The organism is Phenylobacterium sp., from assembly GCF_025351295.1.
Taxonomy (GTDB): Bacteria; Pseudomonadota; Alphaproteobacteria; order Caulobacterales; family Caulobacteraceae; genus Phenylobacterium.
The window spans coordinates 1-19385 of sequence record NZ_JANXWD010000086.1 but is presented as its reverse complement, the minus strand read 5'-3'; the positions used below and the strand labels follow the sequence as shown (position 1 = coordinate 19385).

Genomic DNA, 19385 nt, shown 5'->3' with positions numbered 1-19385 from the left:
GTTCAAGTGGCTCCACTTGAACTGGAAAGGCTCTAGGCCGACAGCGCCGCCAGCTCGGCCTTCTGCTTGCGGGTGAGGCCGGCGCAGACCAGGTCGTAGGAGTGGCCGGCCAGGCGTTCGATTTCGTCGGCCGGCACGTCGGCGTCGAGATTGACGCTGATCCAGAAGCGGCGGTCCAGGTGCGACCGGTGGCCGACCCCGGCGTACTGCTCGCGCAGCACCTCCGCGAGGTGCGGGTCGCACTTCAGGATGACGTTCTCGATCTTGTGGTCGGTCAGGATCGCGAACATCTTGCCCATGACCTTGTAGATCACCACGCCGCGGGCCGACGGCAACGACGCGCCCGCGGCCCCGGGCTTGGTCTCGAGAACGGCCCGCAAGGCGGCGACGCGGGGGCTGAGGCTCAAGTTTCGGCCCTCGGCTGCGACCGGCGAACCCCAGGCCTCAACCTCACCGCCGGGGCTCCCGCCCCCGGATCCGGTCGAAGCCCGCCTTGATGGCCGCGAAGCGGGCCTCGATCAGCGGCTCGAACTGCAGGTCGGTGAAGATGTAGGGCCAGTCCTGCTCGATGCCCTCGCGGACCAGCTCGCCCACATAGAGCGGGTCGATGCCGGCGGCCAGCGCCTCGCGCAGCCGGCCGAACCCCTCGGCCGTCCGCCCGCCGGTGGGGGCCGGGCCGATCCGGCCGTCGAACCGGGCGGGCAGGTTGCGGGCGCTATCGGCGATGTTGGTATTGATCACGCCCGGACAGAGGACCGAGACCCCGATGCCGCGCGGGGCCAGCTCGACGCGCAAGCCCTCGGAGAGGGCGACGACGCCATATTTGGAGACGTTGTAGGGAATGCTCGCGCCCGACAGCAGCCCGGCGATCGAGGCGGTGGAGACGATCTGGCCGCCCTGCCCGTGCGCCTCGATCAGCGGCCCGAAGATCTCGATACCCCAGACCACCCCCATCAGGTTGACGTCCAGGGTCCACGACCAGCCGGCGTCGGTCCAGGCGCCGTAGCGGCCGCTGCCGGTCACCCCGGCGTTGTTCACCAGGATGTGCACCTGGCCATAGCGGGCGATGGTGGCGTCGGCCGCCTTCTGGAGCTCGGCCTTGAGGGAGACGTCGGCGACGACGCCATCGACATCGGCGTTGGTGCGCTTCAGCCCCTCGACCGCCGCGGCCAGCGCGCCGGCCTCGATGTCGCACAGCATGACCCTGACCCCGGCCTGGGCCAGGGCGGTGGCGATCCCCAGGCCGATGCCCGAGGCCGCGCCGGTCACGAAGGCGGTCTTTCCCGCGAGGTCCTGCATGGTGGTGTCTCCTGCCCTGGGAGACGTTGCGGGCGCGGTGCGGCGTCGGCAAGAGGTCGGGACGACTCGGCGTCGTTTTGAGTCCGCGCGGTCGAGGCGGCGCCGGGAGCAGGCTCCGAAACCGGGGCTTCGTCAGCCGGGCTGGCTGCGCAGGCTGCGGACGAATTCCACCAGGGCCGAGCGCGACACGCCGCGCGGCAGACCGGCGTAGGCCTTCAGCAGTTCCAGGGCGCCGGGCTCCGCCAGCAGGGCCGCCACCTCGTCGACGGCGCCGCTGGAGGCGGAGTTCTCGCCGAACATCTCGGCCACCGGCACGGCCAGGGTCTTGGCGATGCGGGTGAGCATGGAGGCGCTGACGCGGTTGGCGCCGCGTTCGTATTTCTGGATCTGCTGGAAGGTCACGCCGGCGGCTTCGGCCAGCGCCTGCTGGGACAGCCCGCGCACTTTGCGCAGCAGCCGGATCCGCGCGCCGACGGCGACATCTACGGGGTCAGCGGCCGCATCGGGTCTGTTGGCCATGGGTGTTCCGGATCTCCTTGGGGACGGGGACGATCTACCGAGCCCGGCTGGCTTCGTCGCTGGCCGGGGGAACCAGGTCTTCTTGCAGCACCGGCCGGTCAGAGATGCAGTAGCAGGCCTCCGCGATCGCGATGCCCACGGCCCGCCGCAGGGGACCGAACGCCGGCGTGTCGCGCTCGAGCTGGATCAGCTCCTCCTCGTAAGGGACCAGCAACTCCACCAGGTTCTGGGCCAGTCGCCTGGCATGCTCCGGGTCTTGAATCATCTGCACCCCATTTTCACGGAACCTCGACCATCCCATGGGGGAACGCAAGCAACCCCAGCGGGCGGTTCTGTGAACACCGATCGTGCCTCACACGCCCTGCGGGAACCCTCGGCGCCACCAGCGGTTAGTCCGCTCCGATGGCACACCATGAACCCGACCGGCCCGTGACCGGCGCCTGCGAGATCGTCGACTTCGACGACGCCCTGCTGGCGGCGTGCGCGCCGGCGGTTCGCGCCGACCTGTTGCTGGAGGCCGGGCTGCTGGCGGGTGCGTTCGCGCCGGGCGGCGGCAAGGCCGACCTCCAGCGGATGGCGGTCCTGCTGTCGACGGGCGCGCGGGACGGCGAGATCGGCCGCGCCCACGCCCGCCGGCTGGCCGCGGCCCTCAAGTCGCTGGCGAAAGCCACCTGACGGCTCAGGCCCGGTTCAATCGAACCGGAAATTGGCCTCCATCGCCCCGCGCACGGCGCTCATGTGGGTGAAATACTGCAGGAAGCCGCCGTTGTAGTTGCCGTCCTGGCGGCGGTTCATCTCGCCCTCGAAATTGTAGTAGCCGGGCGTGCAGTCGGCGTTGCGGCTGGTCTTGCCGCGGTGGGCGATCACCTCCTGCACCCACCATTCCTCGGTGTCGGGCCGCACATCGATGGTGTCATGGCCGCCGTCGCGGACGTGGCGGATGCACTCGGCGATGTGGTCGCCTTGGGTCTGCAGCATGAAGGTCAGGTTGAACTGGAACGAGGCTTGGTAGCCGCCCATGATGAACAGGTTCGGGAAGCCATGAGAGTGCACGCCCAGCAGGGTGCGGATGCCGTCCTTGTCGTAGCGCTCGTTCAGCTCGACGCCGCCCTCCCCGCGGATCTGGTTGTAGATCCCGGTCTTCTGCACCTCGAACCCGGTGGCGTAGATCAGCAGGTCCAGCGGATAGCTCGTCCCCTCGAACACCGGACCCTCGGCGGTAATCTGGGTGATCCCCTCGCCATCGGTGTCGACCAGGCGGACGTTGGGGCGGTTGTAGGCCGGCAGGTACTCGTCGTCGAAGCAGGGCCGCTTGCACATGTACATGTACCAGGGCTTCAGCGCCGCGGCGGTGGCCTTGTCCTCGACGATCTCCTCAATGCGGCGATGGATGCGCATCATGTTGTCGATGTTGGCGTTCTCCTGGCGGCGGATCTTCTCCTCACGGGTCAGGGCGGCGATCTCGGCCTGCTGTTCGGGGGTGAGCGGGCGGCCGCGCAGGTGGCGTTCGCGCCGGGCCTGCTGCCAGCCGGGCTGCTGGCGCGCCGCCCACTCCGGATCGGTCGGCCGGTCGTTGCGGACGTCGATGGCCGAGGGGGTGCGCTGGAAGACGTAGAGTTGCTTCGCCGCCTTCGCCAGCCGCGGAATGATCTGCACCGCCGAGGCGCCGGTGCCGATCACCCCCACCACCTTGTCGGAGAGCTTGGCGAGGTCGTCGCCGGTGTAGCCGAAGTCCCAGCGCGACGAGTGGAAGGCGTGGCCGGCGAAAGTCTCCATGCCGGCGATCTTCGACAGCTTGGGCTTGGACAGCGTGCCGTTGGCGCAGATCACGAAGCGGGCGGTCATCGCGTCGCCGCGGTCGGTGGCCAGCCGCCAGACCTTGGCCGCCGCGTCCCAGGTCGTCGACGTCACGGTCGTGTGGAACACGGCCAGGTCGTAGAGCTCATAGCGCCGGGCGATCGCCTGGCAGTGGGCGAAGATCTCCGGGCCCTTGGCGTAGATGTGCGACGGCAGGTAGCCCATCTCGTCCAGCAGCGGCAGGTAGTCGGCCGCCGGCACGTCGCAGGCCGCGCCGGGGTAGCGGTTCCAGTACCAGGTGCCGCCGACGTCGGAGCCGCGCTCGACGATGCGGATACTCTGCACGCCGCGCTCGCGCAGCCGCGCGGCGGTCAGCAGGGCCGAGAAGCCGCCGCCGATGAACAGGCATTCGACGTGGTCGGTGATCGGGTCGCGCGGCGGCGCGGTCTCGGTGTGCGGATTGAGCGCATATTTCGCCAGGTCGCCGGTGAGGTCGGAGGTGAACTGCGCCGTCCCCTCCGGCCGGTACTTCAGGCGCAGGTCGCGCGCCTCGGCGAACCGGTCCTTGATGCGCTCGTAGTGGTCCTGCGGCTGCGGGCTCGGCGCCAGGGGCTGCGGCCCGCGGATGGGGCGGGGCCGCTGATCGGCCTCCAGGGTCTTGCCTTTGTCGGCCACGCTCGCGCCCTCCCGGACGGCCTGTTCTGTCGGACTGATGCCGGCGACCGTCTCGGTTGGAAGGATCGGTACCCCGCGGGGCTCCTGTCAACGGCGCGTGACGCCTGCGCGGGCCAAAAAAAAGGCCGCACCCGGAGGCGCGGCCAAGTCATTAGGGAGGAAACGCCCAAAAGGGCAGGACCTTTTTGACTCTTTGCTGCACTGCACGCAAGCCCTAATTTCATAAACCCATGAAATCTGACTGCAGGTGACCTGGCGACTCGCCTCCCAGGGGAAAGCGCCCGGCCTGGAGGCGCCGCGGCGAAATGGTGCGGTGCGATAATGTGGCGTCAGGCGCGGCGTCGGACCACCTCGGACAAGCCCGCCGCGCACCAGGCGTAGAGCCGGACGCGGACGGCCTCCAGGTCGGTGGAGCGGCAGAGCCCGTCGGACAGCTGATCGATGCGGCCGGTCTCCGACAGCGTCAGCATCATCGCGCCGGTGAGGAACTGATAGCTCCAGTAGAGGTCGCGGACCTCGGCGTCCGGCAGGGCCTGGCGCAGCATCTCCACCAGGGCGCGGACCACCGGATCGAAGTAGCGGTGCATGGTCTCCCCGCCCCAGGCCGGGGTGTTGTTGACCAGGGCGACCAGCCGGAAATAGTTCTTCCAGCCCTCGTCGTTGGTCATCGACAGCTCGATCAGCGGGCCGATGAAGGCCTCGATCACGCCTTCCGCTTGCAGGGCGCCGCGATGGGCCTCCGCGTAGGCGCTGAGCGCGTCCAGGCGGGCGGTGTTGAGGATCTCGGCGCGGCGGGCGAAGACGCTGTCGAACAGCTCGCGCTTGGCGCCGAAGTAGTAGTGGATCAGGGCGGTGTCGACGCCGGCCTCGGCCGCCACCTGGCGCACCGTGACGCCATAGAAGCCGTGGCGGGAAAACAGCCCCTCGCCGGCGTCGAGGATCGACTGGCGCAGGTCCGGCCCCTGGCCCTTGGGCCGCCGGCCGCGGATCGCGCCGCCCGATTGTCCATCCGCCCGCGCCATCGCCGCTCCGTTCCGCATCGGCGCTAGGCGCGCCCGCGCCGGGGGTCAAGCGATGGTCTCGGCGGGGCGCAAATCGCCGCTTGGCCAAGGCCCCGGTCGGCGCCACCCTGCCATGTAATTGATTACATGCGAGGGGAAACGGGTGGCGGCAGCAGAGCCCTATGACGCGATCATCGTGGGCTCCGGGGCCGGCGGCGGGATGAGCGCCTACCACCTCACCCGCTCCGGCCTGAAGGTGCTGATGCTGGAGGCGGGCCGCAACTACGACCCGCGCGTCGAGACCCCGATGTACAACATCAATGCCGAGGCGCCCCTGCGCGGGGCGTCCACGCCGGACAAGCCGTTCGGGTTCTACGACGCCACGGTGGACGGCGGCTGGCAGGTGCCCAACGAGCCCTACACGGTGGCCGAGGGCTCCGAACCCTTCACCTGGTGGCGGCCCCGGATGCTGGGCGGCCGCACCAACCACTGGGGTCGGATCTCGCTCCGCTTCGGGCCGCTGGACTTCAAGCCGCGCAGCCGCGACGGCCTTGGCGCGGATTGGCCTATCACCTACGACGACCTGGCGCCCTGGTACGACAAGACTGAGAAGCTGGTCGGCGTTACCGGCGCGGGACCCCCCCGAAATCTGTTCAACACCCCCGACTCGCCGCCCGGCTGCCTGCTGGAGGGCCCGCCGCCCCGCGCCTTCGAGACGCTCTACGCCCGTGCCTTCGAGGCCATGGGCATCCCGGTGGTCCCGATGCATGGCGCCGTGGTCAGCCAGGCGATGGAGGGCCGCAACACCTGCGTCTTCGCGACCCCCTGCGGCCGCGGCTGCGCGATCGGGGCCAACTTCCAGTCGACCACCGTGCTGCTGCCGCCGGCCATGGCGACCAGGAACCTGACGATCGTCACCAACGCCCTGGTCTACCAGGTCGATCTGGACGGCGCCGGCAAGGCCAAGGGCGTCAGCTACGTCGACCGGGTGACCGGCGAGCACCATTCTGTGACAGCCAAGTCGGTCGTGCTGGCCGCCGGCTCGGGCGAGACCGCGCGCATCCTGCTGAACTCCAGGAGCGCGGGCTTCCCGGACGGCCTGTGCAACACCCACGGCATGGTCGGCCGCTATCTGATGGACAGCGTCGGCCTGGGCGTCCGCGGCCAGATTCCGGCGCTGGCGGGCCTGCCGCCCACCAACGACGACGGGATGAGCGTGGAGCACGTCTACGCGCCCTGGTGGGGGTATGCGAAGCAGAAGGAACTGGGCTTCCCGCGTGGCTACCATGTGGAGGTCGGCGGCGGCCGGCAGATGCCATCCATGAGTCTGGCCGGCCTGCTGCCCGACGGCGACGTCAGCGTGGGCGACGCGCTGCGCCAGACCCTGCGCCACCGCTACGGCAGCGTCATCGGCTTCAACGGCCGTGGCGAGATGATCCCCAACGACGACTGCTACTGCGAGCTCGATCCCGGGGTGAAGGACAAGTGGGGGATCCCGGTCCTGCGGTTCCACTGGAAGTGGGGCGAGAGCGAGACGAAACAGGCCGCTCACATGGTGCAGACCTTCCTGGAGGCCATCGACAAGCTGGGCGGCAAGCCGCTGGGCAAGGTCGAGACCGACGGCAGGAAGGCGATCTCCAAGGGCGGCGAGATGATCCACGAGGTGGGCACCGTGCGCATGGGCCATGACGAGACCGACTCGGTGGTCAACCAGTACGGCCAGACCTGGGCGGTCGCGAACCTGTTCGTCACCGACGGGGCGGTGCTGGTCTCCAGCCCGGACAAGAACCCGACGCTGTCGATCCTGGCCCTGGCCTGGCGCTCCAGCGACCACCTGGCGACGCTGGCCCGACAGGGCGCGCTCCGATGACCGACGAAGCTCCCAAATACGTCTCGAAGATCGATCGGCGCACAGCGCTGACCTGGATCGGCGTGGTCGGCGCGGCCACGGCGGCGGCCGGCGGCGGCGTCGTGCTCTACAACCACAAGACCGCCGGCAAGCCAGCAGCCAAGGGGTACGGCACGGACCCCAACCTGCTCCACCCCGCCAAGGCGTCCTGGCCGCGCATCCTGACCCAGGACCAGTTGCAGGCCGCCGCCATCCTGGCCGACTTCATCCTGCCGGCCAGCGGCACGGCGCCGTCGGCGAGCAGCCTGGGCGTCCCCGACTTCATCGACGAATGGGTCAGCGCGCCCTACCCCGACCAGCTCAAGGACCGCCCGGTGATCGTCGATGGCCTGAGCAAGCTGAGCGGCGACGTCCTGAAGGCCGATGCGGCGAAGCGCACCGCCGCCCTGGCCGCCCTGCCCGGCTCCGGCTTCTTCAAGCGGTTCCGGGCGCTGACGATCGGCGCGTACTACACCACCGAGGCCGGCTTCAAGGACATCGGCTACACCGGCAATGTCGCCCGCCCGTCCGACCCCGGCCCCTCGGCCGAGGTGAAGGCGGCGTTGGACCGCGAATTTAGGAAGCTGGGCCTCTGATCATGAAGATTGTCGCGGTCGCCATCGCCATGGCCACCCTCGCCGGCGGCGCCATGGCCGCGCCCAATGTGCTGACGCCGCAAGAGAAGGCCGCCGGCTGGACGCTGCTGTTCGACGGCAAGACCACCGCCGGCTGGCGCGGCTTCAAGACCCCGGTCCCGGACCCGGGCTGGACGGTGAAGGTCGGCGCGCTCACACCCGATCCCGAGCACTCCAAGGACCTCGTCACCAAGGCCGACTACGAGGACTTCGAGCTCATCTTCGAATGGAAGATCAGCAAGCTCGGCAATTCCGGGGTGATGTTCCACGTGATCCCGGTGGGCGACGAGACCTACGAGAGCGGGCCCGAGTATCAGATCCTGGACAACGCCCGCGGCGAACCGCCGCTGGAACGGGCGGGCGGCCTCTTCGCCCTGGTCGCGCCCGCTATGGACATGACCAAGCCCGTCGGTGAGTGGAACTCGTCCCGCTTGATCGTCGACCACAACCATGTCCAGCACTGGCTGAACGGCATGAAGGTCGCCGAATACGAGATCGGCTCGCCGACGTTCAACGCCCTGGTCGGCTCCAGCAAGTTCAGGCGCTGGCCCCAGTTCGCCACCGGCCGCGCCGGCTCCATCGCGCTCCAGAACCACGGCGACGACGTGGCGTTCCGGAACCTTAAGATCCGGGTGCTGAAGTAGACGCACAAGGCTTGGCGCGGCCCCCGATCCGAGGACCGGCGGCGCGCCAAGGTCTCAGCTAGGCCCCGGCCGCGCGGCGACGGCGCAAAGCCGCACCGGTCAGACCGAAGCCACCGATCACAGCCCTCAAGTCGCGGGTTCGGGAACGGCCGCGGCGCCATTCAAGACGCCATCGCTTATGATCGCTAAGCGCGCCCTTCAGCGTTCGCGACGAGCACGGGGGTCGACGCCGAGGACCTCGAAGGCCTCTGCGGCCGCCTCATGGGCGCTTTCCGACGTGGCCCAGATGGGTGGCTCCGAAGGCCTGCGGATACTTCAGCCCATAGCCGACCAGCCGATCGAAGCTGATGTGGGCGGCCCAGATGAGCGCCCAGAGATAGGTGGTCGGCGCGTGGGCGGCGAAGCCCGCCGCGGCGAGCGCAGCCGGCGAAAGATAGGTGTGCCCGAAATTATAGGCGGCCGCGCCAATGCGGCGGTTCACCAGGTAGCCCAGCATGCTGAGGTCCGGAACCAGGAACAGTCCCGCAAACAGCCACCAGCTTCCGCCAACGGCGCGATACGCCATGATGGATGCAACCAGGGCGATGCCCGCCTCAAGGCGCAGCAGCACGGTTACGGAGCCACGGGTCGCCCCGGAGCTTTCCGACGGCGCCGGACGGGCGTCGGAATTTGTAGTGATGGCCGCTGCTGACATGGTCGAAAGTCCCTGTGGATGCAGGGAAGATCGGGGCGAACATCGCTGTATGAAATCCTGGGAAAGCGAAGCACGGCTATTCAAGAATTTATAGCACGACCGCGCTTATCCGTTCCTTGTGCGGGGTCGAGACACCCAGCCATGGACTCGATGGCCGCGGCCATGTCGCGCCAGCCCTGGTCCGACCGCAGATCGACGCCGGATCTTCAGGCTGGGTTGATCGCACGTCGAACCCATTCGGCTTCTACCCCCAGGGCGCTCGCCATGATCAAGCGACCGCAGGGGAGCAGGTCACGCGCGCTCTTAGGCTGGGCGGTGAAGACGACGATCACGAAGAAGGATAGGCCGGAGTTCCATCTGCGGCGGCCGGACGTAGCGACGATCTTTTTCCACATGGACTTCCTGGTGGACGGCCAGCCCATGCCCGGGTTGCAGAGGGCCATGATCCTGGTCGCCACCGCGACACATGGAGACTGGAAGATTTCGGCTGGCCAGCTGACCAGGGAATCGCCGGCCGCCAGCAAATGAACGGCCGGCAGAGAGGCGTTTCCGGGCCCGCGCCTTCCAACGCAAGCAAGAGGAATAGCCCGGGGGCTGCTACTCCTTAAGCTCCATCAGCTCGATCTTGCGGAACTCGATCGGGCCGCTTTCGGCCTGCAGCGAGATGTAGCCCCGGGTCAGCGGCTCAACCTTGGCGTCGCCTGGATCCCGGTTGGCGAAGCGCCGGAACTCGCTCGGGTCGAGCATCAGGCCGGTGTACTCCATCACCAACTGGCCGTTCACGAACTGGCGCACGAGGCGCCCGCCATGCACCTCCAGCTCGAAGCGCACCCATTCTCCGTCGCGGAAGGTCGGCGACGTCGAGTTGATGCAGTGCGCCTTCTGCGGAACTCCGCCGATCGAGACCGTGACGCCTGGCGTGCAGACGTTGCCGGTGGGCCGGGTCTCGGTGGCGTCGCCGCCCAGGAGCTGAGCCTCGACCGCGATTGGATAGGGCTGGTTGAGGTCCATGCTCTCCGGCGACTGGCCGTGGAACATCACGCCGGAATTGCGCACGGCCCAGGCCTGGGCCCCGGGTGGCGACGGGCCCATGAACCGGTACTCCAGCCGCAGGCGGTAGGCGGACAAGGGCCGCTTGTAGAGCAGATGCCCGAACTCGTCGGCAAAGCGGGGATACTGGCTGTAGTCGACCTTGAGCACCCCGTCCTTCGCCTGGAAAGTGTCGCGCCAGTTCTCGCCCAGCGGGTGGTGGTTGATCTTCGGGACCCAGCCGTCGAGGTTCCGCCCGTTGAAGATCGACTTCCAATGCTCCGCCGCGCCGGCGGGGAAGGCGACGCAGATGATCGACACGATCGCAGCCATGGCGAAGCCCGCTCTCCTCACCCATAGGGGGAGGGGGACCATGCGCAGCACGGTGGAGGGGGCTTGCGGGAGGGGTCTCGACGGTGGCGTTCCCCCTCCACCGCCATTCGGCGGTCCCCCTCCCCCTACGGTTGAGGAGAGCGAGCGGTCGCGCCTCATGACGTGGCCCAGGCGCGGCCGACCTGCGAGACCGGGATGCAGCCGCGATAGGGCCCCGGGTTCGGGTCGTAGCGCAGCGTCCGCGTCGCCCCCGGGCGCGAGGTGAAGAAGGCCACCGTCACATATTCCTTGAGCACCGCGAACGGCGCGCGCCCGGTCGCCGGCGCCGGCTCGGCGTCGATCCTGGTCAGCACGGCCGCCTGCTGCGCCGGCGCGGCCGCTGCGAACGACGCCGCCCCCGCCGCGCGCGCGTCGGCGTCCAGGCGGTCGAGAGCGCCCCGGATCGCCGCCGCGTCGGCCGCGACGCAGTAGTTTCCCACCCAGGCATCGATGGACCGGGCGACGCCGGCCTCCTTCGCCCCCGGGGTGTCGGTAGCCGGCATGATCGCCTCGGACGCCGCGTCGAGGGTCATCGCCTGCACCGGCGTCAGCGCCGCCGGCGTCCAGCCCAGCGGCGCAAGCGCACCCTGCGCCACCGCGTGGGCGGGCGTCAGCGCGGCGGCGCCGGCGGCCACGAACATCAGCCCGCCAAAGGCTTCGCGTCGGTTCAGCATGGGCAAGCCCCCTTTCGCCGCCATCACAGGTCCCCCCGCCGCCGGGCGTCAACCGCATGGTCCACCGCGCGTGCGGTCAGGGCCATGTAAGTCAGCGAAGGGTTGACGCAGGCCGACGACGCCATCGCCGAGCCGTCGGTGACATACACGTTCTTGCACGCGTGGACCTGGTTGAAGGCGTTCAGCACCGAGGTCTTTGGGTCGCGCCCCATCCGAGCCGTGCCCATCTCGTGGATACCCAGGCCGGGCCCGTAGTCGCCGTCCAGCTCTTTGACGCCCTGGAACCCAGAGGCCTCCAGCATCTCGGCGGCGGCGGACTTCATGTCCTTGCGCATCGCCGTCTCGTTCTCGCCCAGGGCCACGTCGAAGGTCAGGGTCGGCTGGCCGTACTTGTCCTTGACCCTGTGGTTCATGGTGATGCGGTTCTTGGGGTTCGGCAAGATCTCGCCGAAACCGCCCAGGCGGATCCCCCAGGGGCCGGGCTGGCTCAGCGCCGCCTTGCGGGTCGCGCCCACGCCACTGCCGGAGAGGTCGCGGTCCCAGCCCAGCCTACCCGCGCCGCCCTGGTAGCCATAGCCGCGCATGAAGTCGGACCGGGCGGTCGCCTTGTCGCCGAGGTTGCGGAAGCGCGGCACATAGATGCCGTTCGGCCGGCGGCCCGAGTAGTACATGTCCTCGAACCCGGGCGCGTAGGCCTGGGCGCCCACGCCCAGGTGGTGGTCCATGATGTTGCGGCCCAGCTGATCGCTCTCATTGCCGAAGCCGTTGGGGAACCGCTTGCTGGTCGAGTTCATCAGGATCCAGGTCGAGTTGAAGGTCGAGGCGCAGAGGAAGATCACGTCGGCGTGGAACTCGATCTCCTCGCCGGTCGCAGCGTCCAGCACCTTCACGCCCGTGGCCTTGCCGGCCTTGTCGTCGTGGATCAGCGCGGTGACGATGGAGTTGGGCCGCAGCGTCAGGTTCCCGGTCCGCTCGGCGGCCACCAGGGTCGCGGAGTTGGAGCTGAAATAGGCGCCGAACGGGCAGCCGCGGACGCACAGGTTGCGGTTCTGGCACTGGCCGCGGCCGAGCGCGGTCTGCTCCGCGGTAGGCTGGGTCAGGTGGGCGGCGCGGCCGATGGTGACCCGCCGTTCGGGAAACTTGCCCTCGGACTTCGCCTTGAAGGCCTTCTCGACGCAGTTGAACTCCATCGGCGGCTGGAATACGCCGTCCGGCAGCTGCGGCAGTCCCTCGGCCTGGCCGCTGACCCCGATGAACCGCTCCACCTTGTCGTACCAGGGCGCGAGGTCGGCGTAGCGGATCGGCCAGTCGACGCCGACGCCCTGTTTCGCGTTGGCTTCGAAATCCAGGTCCGAGTGGCGGTAGCACTGCCGCCCCCAGGTCAGGGACCGGCCGCCCACATGATAGCCGCGGATCCAGTCGTAGCGCTGGGTCTCGGAATAGGGGTGCTCGTCGTCCTTGACGAAGAAGTGCTTGGAATACTCGGTCACCGCATAGCCGGTGCGCTGCTGCATCGCGTAGTGGGCGTCCATCTCCGCCTGCGGGAGCTTGCCACGCGGGTACTTGGCCTCCCACGGGTGCAGGCGGGCGGTCGGATAGTCCACGACGTGGCGCACCGGCCCGCCGCGTTCCAGCACCAGGGTCCGCAGGCCCTTGGCCGTCAGTTCCATGGCCGCATAGCCGCCGGTGATGCCGCTGCCGACGACGATGGCGTCGTAGGTGTTCTCGGCCTTGGCTTTGGTGTTGAGGTTGGCCATCTGGTTCTCCCCTGCCTGCTAGAGTCCCAGCAGGCGTCTGTTGCGCGACGGGTCGATGCCCGACTTGGCGAAATCGTCGAAGGCGTGTGGCGTCACGCGGATGATGTGGTCGCGTATGAAGGGCGCACCTTCGCGGGCGCCGTCCTCGGGATGCTTCAGGGCGCACTCCCATTCCAGCACCGCCCAGCCCGGATAGTCGTAGGCCGCCAGCTTGGAGAAGATGGCCCCGAAGTCGATCTGCCCGTCGCCCAGCGAGCGGAACCGGCCCGGCCGGTCGACCCAGCCCTGGTAGCCGCCGTAGACGCCGGAGCGGCCGGTCGGGCGGAACTCGGCGTCCTTCACGTGGAAGGCCCGGATGCGGTCGTGATAGCGGTCGATGAAGTCCAGGTAGTCCAGCTGCTGCAGCACGAAGTGGCTGGGATCGTAGAGGATATTGGCGCGGGGGTGGCCGCCCACCGCCTCCAGGAACCGCTCGAAGGTGGCGCCGTCGTGCAGGTCCTCGCCCGGGTGGATCTCGAAACAGGCGTCTACGCCGGCGTCATCGAAGGCGTCGAGGATCGGCCGCCAGCGCCGTCCCAGCTCGGCGAACGCCTCCTCGACCAGGCCCGCCGGCCGCTGCGGCCAGGGGTAGAGATAGGGCCAGGCCAGAGCGCCCGAGAACGTGGCGTGGGCCGTCAGGCCCAGGCGCTGGCTGGCCTTGGCCGCCAGCTTGACCTGCTGCACCGCCCAGGCCTGGCGGTCCTTGGGCTTGCCGCGCACCTGCGGCGGCGCGAAGCCGTCGAACATGTCGTCATAGGCCGGGTGCACGGCGACCAGCTGTCCCTGGAGGTGGGTGGAGAGCTCGGTGATGACGAGGCCATGGTTCGCCAGCATGCCGGCGATGTCGTCGCAATAGGCCTGGCTCGCGGCCGCCTGCTCCAGGTCGAAGACAGAGTCGGCGCCGCCGGTCGGCATCTGCACGCCGACGTAACCCAGGCCCGCCGCCCATTCCGCGATGGTGTACAGCTTGTCGAACGGCGCCTGCGTCCCGATGAACTGCGCCAGGAAGATGCCGGGCCCTTTGAGCGTCCTCATGCGGCCTCTCCCAGGGCGACCCAGCCCGCGCCGTCGCGGCTGGCCGCCACCGCCCGCTCCACGAAGGCCATGCCGCGCACGCCCGCGGCGATGCCGGGCGCGGGATCGGCGGTCGCGCGACCGGCGACGATGGCGTCGGCGACGTCGCTGTAAAGATTGGCGAAGGCCTCGATGAAGCCTTCCGGGTGCCCGGCCGGGATCCGCGAGGCCGACCGGGCCGGCGCGCTCAGATAGGCCGATCCGGCGTGCAGCACCTGGCTCGGCGCGTCCAGCCAGTCGACGGTCAGTTCGGTGTGGCGCTCATGGTTCCAGGCGAGCCCGCCGGTCTCGCCGTAGACCTTGATGTTCAGGCCGTTGCGCCCGCCAGCCGAGATCTGCGACGCGATCAGCACGCCCCGCGCCCCGCCCGCGAAGCGCAGCAGCACATTGCAGTCGTCGTCCAGCACCCGCCCGGGCACGACGGCGGCCAGGTCGGCGCACAGCCGCTCGACCGGCGCGCCGCCGATGAACTCGGCGAGGTTGAAGGCGTGGGTGCCGATGTCGCCGATGCAGCCGCCGACCCCCGCCTGGGCCGGATCGGCGCGCCAGCCGGCCTGCTTGTCGCCGCCCTGTTCCAGGGGCCGCGACAGCCAGCCCTGAGCGTACTCGACGACGATCTTGCGTATGCGCCCCAGGTCGCCCCGGCGCACCATCTCGCGTGCCTCGCGGACCATCGGATAGCCGGTGTAGACGTGGGTCAGGCCGTAGAGCCGGCCGGACGCGGCGACGATCCCCGCCAGGGCGCGGGCCTCGGCCAGGTTCAGGGTCGCCGGCTTGTCGCTCATCACGTGCAATCCGGCCTGCAGCGCGGCGGCCGCGACCTCGAAGTGCAGATGGTTCGGCGTCACCACGGCCACCAGCTGGGCGCCATCGTGACGGGCCGCCTCGCCCGCGATCATGGCGCGATAATCGCCGTAGGCCCGGTCCGACGCCACGTCCCAGGCCCGCGCCGCCTGGGCGTTGCGGCCCGCGTCGCGGCTGAAGGCGCCGGCCACCAGCCGGAACTTCCCATCCAGCTCGGCCGCCATGCGGTGCACCGGCCCGATGAACGACCCCGGGCCACCGCCGACCATGGCCATCCGCAGGGTCACGCCACGACGCTCGCCAGGTAGTCGTAGCTGATCTTCGCCGCCTCGATCCGCGGCCGCGTGAACGGCGGCTCCTGCTCGACATAGAAGCCCCGCACGCCGGCCGCGTAGGCCGTGGGCAGCAGTGTCTTCCAGTCCAGCTTCCCGGACCCGATCTCCGCCGGGTCCATCGCCAGGGCGAAGTTGGGCGTGGTGTCGGCCTTGATGTCCTTCACGTGGGCCATGCTGAAGCGGCCCTTGTGCGCCCTCAGCAGCGCCAGCGGATCGGCGCCGGCGGCAGCCACCCAGCCGATATCCATCTCGAAGGTCACCAGGGCCGGGTCGGTGTTCTTCAGCAGGATCTCCAGGCCGTTGGTCGCGCCCAGGGGAGAGAACTCAAAATTGTGGTTGTGGTAGCCGGTCCGGATGCCGTGCGCCTTCAGCGCCGCGCCCTTCTGGTTGAGGAAATCGGCATTCATCTTCCAGTCGTCGGCCGTCAGCTCGCCGGCCATCCGGCGCAGATAGGCCCCGAAGCCCTCGCCGGCATTGATCGAGAACCGCTTCGGCACATAGAGGCTGGGCATCACCGCGGTCTGGACGCCGATGGTCTTGAGACCCGCGGCCAGCTTGTCGAGATCGCCGTCCAGTCCGCCGTCGGGCCCGGCCGCCCTGCCCTGGATGTGGGCGCTGACGCAGGCCAGGCCCGCCCGGTCCAGCGCCGCGCGCATCTCGGCCGGCGTGCGGCCCAGGAAGCCGGCCAGCTCGACCTGCTTGTAGCCGATCGCGGCGACGGCGCTCAGCGTGCCGTCCAGGTCTTTCACCGCGTCCGGACCCAGCGTGTAGAGCTGGATGCCCAGCGGCAGGCCGTGGCGCTTGAAGAACGGCTGCGCGGCCGAGGCGCCGGTCGCGCTCATCGCGGCCAGCCCCGCGGCGAGGAAGCTCCGCCGGTGGAAGTCGGGCGAGATCGAACGCATGGGGCGTCTCCGTCTGGGGTCGGCATCAGGCCAGGGCCACGGTTTCGGGCGCCCGGGTCGGCGGGCGGAACAGGACGGCCAGCAGCACCACCGCGACCAGCGCCAGGCCGGTGGGGACCATGAACAGGCTCTGGTAGTCGACCGCCCCGGTCACCGGATCCTTCAAGCGGCCGATCAGGGCGGGGAAGAGGAAGCTCGCCACCACATTGCCGACCCCCAGGATCAGGAAGTTGAACAGGCCCTGGGCGCTGGAACGCACGTCCTTAGGGAAGGCGTCGTCGACGAAGATGTACACGGTGGCGAAGAAGAAGGCGTAGCAGACGCCGTGCAGCAGCTGGACGGCCACGATGGTCTGCACGCTGTCGGCGAAGAAGGCGAACACCGCGAACCGCGCGGCGTGGCCCAGGATGCCGATGATCATGGTGACCTTCCAGCCCAGCCGGATCAGCACCCCGCCCAGCACGAACATCGTCACGATCTCGGCGAACTGGCCGAGGCTGAGCACCACCATGCTGAGGTTGCCGGCGATCCCCACCCGGTCGGTGAGGAAGGCATCGGCCATCACGAAGTAGCCGTTGTGGATCACGCTATCGAGGAAGGTGACCAGGAACAGCACCGCCACGAACGGCACGCGCAGCAGCGTCAGCGCCTCGCGCCAGGCCAGCGGGTCCGCGCCGGCCGCATCCGTCTTCGGGGGCGTATGCGGCAGGGTCAGGCTATAGGCCGCCAGGGCGAACGAGACGATCGCCGCCACCAGGAAGATCCACCGAATCTGGTCCGCCGTGGCGTGTGCGCCCAGGAGGAAGATGAACGGCCAGCTGACCAGGATCCAGCCGACCGTGCCGCCCATGCGGACCGCGCCGAAGTCTCGCGCCGGTTCCTTCAGGTTGGCGAAAGCGATGGAGTTGGAGACCGACAGCGTCGGCACGTAGAGCAGGCTGAAGACCAGGTAGCAGCCGAAGAACGGCCAGAAGCTGGTCATGAAGGCGCAGCCGACGAGCGCCAGGCCCCCCAGGGCGTGACTGAGCGCCATGAACCGCTCGGCCGCGAAGCTGCGGTCGGCGAACTGGTTGGAGAAGAATATGCCGGCCAGCGCGGCCACGCCCCACGCGCTGCCGACCAGCGACTGCTGCCAAGGCTGGAAGCCCAGCATGCCCATGTACGGGAACAGTTTCGGCGCCCAGGCGCCCCAGACGGCGAGCTGCAGCACCATCATCAGGAACAGCCGCGTCCGCACCGACATGCTCAAGGCTCCTCCCGCAAGGTCCGCCGGGCGGGGAGGCTCTTTGAACGGCTTCCGCGCACCCGATGTAATCGATTTCACGAATAGCAAACGCCGCGACGACGGGCAACTGTCCAGCACGCGGCGGGCGGGGCGCCGGCTGCGCCTTGTATTGCCCGTACGCTGTCGCCAGTGTCCGCGCCATGACGACGATTCAGGATGTCGCGCGCCGGGCGGGGGTCTCGACCGCCACGGTGTCGCGCGTGCTGAGCGCGCCCGAGCGGGTGACCGCGGCCACCCGCGCCAAGGTGGAGGCGGCGGTGGCGCACCTGGGCTACACGCCCAACCTGGCGGCCAAGACCCTGCGGACCCTGCGCACCGAGAAGATCCTGGTGACGGTGCCGGATATCTCCAACCCGTTCTTTTCGCAGGTGATCCGCGGGGTCGAGGAGGCCGCGTCGGCGGCCGGCTATGCCGTGCTGCTGGGCGACACACGGCACGATGAGGCGCGCGAGGAACAGTACGCCGGCATGTTGCGGCGGCGGGAGGCGGACGGGCTGATCTTCCTCGGCCACCGCCTGCCCGACACCCTGGCCGAGATGGTCGCCGCCATGGGCCCGCGCACGCCGATCGTGAACGGCTGCGAGTTCAGCGCCGGCCTGGGGGTCTCCAGCGCCCATATCGACAACGAACGCGCCGCCGCCGAGGCGATGGACCACCTCTACGGCCTCGGCCACAGCCGCATCGGGGTGATCACGGGGCCGCTGGTCAGCCCGATCAGCCGCGACCGGCTGGCCGGGGTGCGCGCGGCGGCTGGGCGGCGCAGCCGGGCGGAGGAGTTGGTCGTCGCGACCGGCGACTTCTCGATCGAGTCCGGCGCCGAGCATGGCGGCGTCCTGCTGCAGCGGGCGGCGCGGCCCACGGCCCTCTTCTGCTTCAGCGACGAGATGGCCATGGGCGCCATGGATGCGATCCGTCGGCGCGGGCTGGCCTGCCCGCGCGATGTGTCGCTGGTCGGGTTCGACGACATCCGCTTCGCCCGCTTCCTGGACCCGTCGCTCACGACGATCAGCCAGCCGACCCGGGAGATCGGCCACGAGGTGGTCAGGCTGCTGCTGGAGGTGCTGTCCGGGCGATCAGACGCGCCGCGGCACGTCACCCTGCCCCACCGGCTGGTCATCCGCGCGAGCACCGCCCAGGCCACCTGAGGGCGCGTGTCGCTGCGACGTGGGAAGGCTGCGATGGTACCGCCTCTCCGGATTGAACGGAGGACCTCTAGATCCACAATCTAGCGCTCTAACCAACTGAGCTAAGGCGGCGCATCGCGAGCGGAGGTTCTAGTCGGACCGCCCCGCCCAATCAAGCCGCAGATCAAGGCGTCAGAAACGGTCGGCGATAGCGGCGCGAGCCGGCGAGTTCCCGGCCGTCAGACAGGCGCACGCCGAAATCGCCGGAGGGCTTGGAGCCGGCCCGCTCCCCAGCGGCCGCCCTGGCCGTCGGCCCAAAGAAAAAGCCCCGGCTGCGTGAGCAGCCGGGGCCAATTCGTTTCAGATGGACCGGGAAATCAGCCCTTCGGCAGATCGAAGCGGATCGGAATCCGCACCGTGCCGCCGTCGACCGGCTGGCCGTCCTTAGTCTGCGGCCGCATCTTGAAAAGCTTGCTCATCTTGATCGCGGCCTCCCCGAAGCCCATGTCGGCCGGATCTTCGGAGATGATCGAGCAACCCTGAAGACCGCCTCTGGCGTCGACCGTGCAGCTGATCGTCGCCTTGCCATTGACTTCCATGCGCTGGGCGCGATCGGGGAAGTACCTCGCGAGATCCTCGCCTGTCGGACGACGCGCCCAGTCTGGGTTGGTGATCACGGACGGACGCGGCGGCTCGGGCGGCGGTGCGGCGGGCGGCTTCGGCTGCTCGATCCGACGCTCGACCGGCGGGACCGGCAGAGGCGGGATCGACGGGATGTCCGGCGCAGCCACAGGCGGACGCAGCTGCAGCTTTGGCGGCGGCGGCGGCGGGGTGTTCG

21 protein-coding genes and 1 tRNA gene are annotated in these 19385 nt (G+C 69.3%); 6 read left to right on the top strand and 16 right to left on the bottom strand.

Annotation, left to right across the window (positions count from 1 at the left end):
* Positions 1-32 precede the first annotated feature (32 nt).
* From Q0R13_RS11985 to Q0R13_RS11970, 4 genes are all read right to left on the bottom strand, one after another.
* Positions 33-407, bottom strand: a complete 375-nt coding sequence (locus Q0R13_RS11985; RefSeq protein ID WP_293904162.1) for an MmcQ/YjbR family DNA-binding protein — start codon at positions 405-407, stop codon at positions 33-35.
* 43 nt (positions 408-450) lie between these two features.
* The gene (locus Q0R13_RS11980) at positions 451-1299 is read right to left on the bottom strand and encodes an SDR family NAD(P)-dependent oxidoreductase (RefSeq protein ID WP_293904160.1); all 849 of its coding nucleotides are present in this window, start codon (positions 1297-1299) and stop codon (positions 451-453) included.
* Positions 1300-1431: 132 nt separating this feature from the next.
* Positions 1432-1818, bottom strand: coding sequence for a helix-turn-helix transcriptional regulator (locus tag Q0R13_RS11975; protein WP_293904158.1), 387 nt, complete (start codon positions 1816-1818; stop codon positions 1432-1434).
* A 34-nt stretch (positions 1819-1852) separates the two neighbouring features.
* Positions 1853-2089 carry a hypothetical protein gene (locus Q0R13_RS11970; RefSeq protein WP_293904156.1) on the bottom strand — a complete coding sequence of 79 codons (237 nt, stop codon included), beginning with the start codon at positions 2087-2089 and terminating at the stop codon, positions 1853-1855.
* 131 nt (positions 2090-2220) lie between these two features.
* On the opposite strand from Q0R13_RS11970, the gene Q0R13_RS11965 reads away from it, so the two are divergent.
* Positions 2221-2493, top strand: coding sequence for a hypothetical protein (locus Q0R13_RS11965; RefSeq protein WP_293904154.1), 273 nt, complete (start codon positions 2221-2223; stop codon positions 2491-2493).
* 15 nt (positions 2494-2508) lie between these two features.
* On the opposite strand, the gene Q0R13_RS11960 is transcribed toward Q0R13_RS11965, so the two are convergent.
* Positions 2509-4290: an NAD(P)/FAD-dependent oxidoreductase gene (locus tag Q0R13_RS11960; protein ID WP_293904152.1), complete on the bottom strand. Its 1782-nt coding sequence runs from the start codon at positions 4288-4290 to the stop codon at positions 2509-2511.
* A gap of 329 nt (positions 4291-4619) precedes the next feature.
* Entirely contained in the window at positions 4620-5312 is a 693-nt protein-coding gene (locus tag Q0R13_RS11955; protein ID WP_293904150.1) for a TetR/AcrR family transcriptional regulator, read from the bottom strand.
* A gap of 142 nt (positions 5313-5454) precedes the next feature.
* Between Q0R13_RS11955 and Q0R13_RS11950 the strand changes: the two genes are divergently transcribed.
* The 3 genes from Q0R13_RS11950 to Q0R13_RS11940 are packed head-to-tail and all read left to right on the top strand — an operon-like array spanning position 5455 to position 8458.
* Positions 5455-7161 (top strand): GMC family oxidoreductase, encoded by a 1707-nt coding sequence (locus Q0R13_RS11950; protein ID WP_293904148.1) that lies wholly within the window; start codon positions 5455-5457, stop codon positions 7159-7161.
* Positions 7158-7775 carry a gluconate 2-dehydrogenase subunit 3 family protein gene (locus tag Q0R13_RS11945; RefSeq protein WP_293904146.1) on the top strand — a complete coding sequence of 206 codons (618 nt, stop codon included), beginning with the start codon at positions 7158-7160 and terminating at the stop codon, positions 7773-7775. Before Q0R13_RS11950 ends, Q0R13_RS11945 begins: the two co-directional genes overlap by 4 nt.
* Before the next feature lie 2 nt (positions 7776-7777).
* Positions 7778-8458 (top strand): DUF1080 domain-containing protein, encoded by a 681-nt coding sequence (locus Q0R13_RS11940; RefSeq protein ID WP_293904144.1) that lies wholly within the window; start codon positions 7778-7780, stop codon positions 8456-8458.
* Positions 8459-8717: 259 nt separating this feature from the next.
* On the opposite strand, the gene Q0R13_RS11935 is transcribed toward Q0R13_RS11940, so the two are convergent.
* Entirely contained in the window at positions 8718-9152 is a 435-nt protein-coding gene (locus Q0R13_RS11935) for a DUF4260 domain-containing protein (RefSeq protein WP_293904142.1), read from the bottom strand.
* 141 nt (positions 9153-9293) lie between these two features.
* On the opposite strand from Q0R13_RS11935, the gene Q0R13_RS11930 reads away from it, so the two are divergent.
* Entirely contained in the window at positions 9294-9680 is a 387-nt protein-coding gene (locus Q0R13_RS11930) for a hypothetical protein (RefSeq protein WP_293904140.1), read from the top strand.
* 69 nt (positions 9681-9749) lie between these two features.
* Here Q0R13_RS11930 and Q0R13_RS11925 read toward each other — a convergent pair whose 3' ends face one another.
* From Q0R13_RS11925 to Q0R13_RS11895, 7 genes are all read right to left on the bottom strand, one after another.
* Positions 9750-10514, bottom strand: coding sequence for a DUF1080 domain-containing protein (locus tag Q0R13_RS11925; RefSeq protein WP_293904138.1), 765 nt, complete (start codon positions 10512-10514; stop codon positions 9750-9752).
* 155 nt (positions 10515-10669) lie between these two features.
* Positions 10670-11227, bottom strand: coding sequence for a gluconate 2-dehydrogenase subunit 3 family protein (locus tag Q0R13_RS11920; RefSeq protein ID WP_293904136.1), 558 nt, complete (start codon positions 11225-11227; stop codon positions 10670-10672).
* Between the two features lie 23 nt (positions 11228-11250).
* Complete coding sequence (locus Q0R13_RS11915) at positions 11251-12984, bottom strand: GMC family oxidoreductase (protein WP_293904134.1); 1734 nt, start codon at positions 12982-12984, stop codon at positions 11251-11253.
* An 18-nt stretch (positions 12985-13002) separates the two neighbouring features.
* A complete protein-coding gene (locus Q0R13_RS11910; RefSeq protein WP_293904132.1) occupies positions 13003-14058 on the bottom strand; it encodes a sugar phosphate isomerase/epimerase in 1056 nt (351 codons plus the stop codon).
* On the bottom strand, positions 14055-15188 hold the full coding sequence (locus Q0R13_RS11905) for a Gfo/Idh/MocA family oxidoreductase (RefSeq protein ID WP_293904130.1): 1134 nt from the start codon (positions 15186-15188) through the stop codon (positions 14055-14057). The genes Q0R13_RS11910 and Q0R13_RS11905 overlap by 4 nt, the downstream gene beginning before the upstream one ends.
* Positions 15185-16138, bottom strand: coding sequence for a sugar phosphate isomerase/epimerase (locus tag Q0R13_RS11900; protein WP_293904128.1), 954 nt, complete (start codon positions 16136-16138; stop codon positions 15185-15187). Before Q0R13_RS11900 ends, Q0R13_RS11905 begins: the two co-directional genes overlap by 4 nt.
* A gap of 25 nt (positions 16139-16163) precedes the next feature.
* Positions 16164-17381 (bottom strand): MFS transporter, encoded by a 1218-nt coding sequence (locus Q0R13_RS11895; protein WP_293904126.1) that lies wholly within the window; start codon positions 17379-17381, stop codon positions 16164-16166.
* 182 nt (positions 17382-17563) lie between these two features.
* Between Q0R13_RS11895 and Q0R13_RS11890 the strand changes: the two genes are divergently transcribed.
* A complete protein-coding gene (locus Q0R13_RS11890) occupies positions 17564-18568 on the top strand; it encodes a LacI family DNA-binding transcriptional regulator (protein WP_293904124.1) in 1005 nt (334 codons plus the stop codon).
* 34 nt (positions 18569-18602) lie between these two features.
* Here the strand turns inward: Q0R13_RS11890 and Q0R13_RS11885 are convergent.
* Positions 18603-18679: transfer RNA gene (locus Q0R13_RS11885), tRNA-His, on the bottom strand.
* Positions 18680-18924: 245 nt separating this feature from the next.
* Positions 18925-19385, bottom strand: a 461-nt coding sequence (locus Q0R13_RS11880) for an energy transducer TonB (protein WP_293904122.1), incomplete at its 5' end; no start/stop codon positions are given.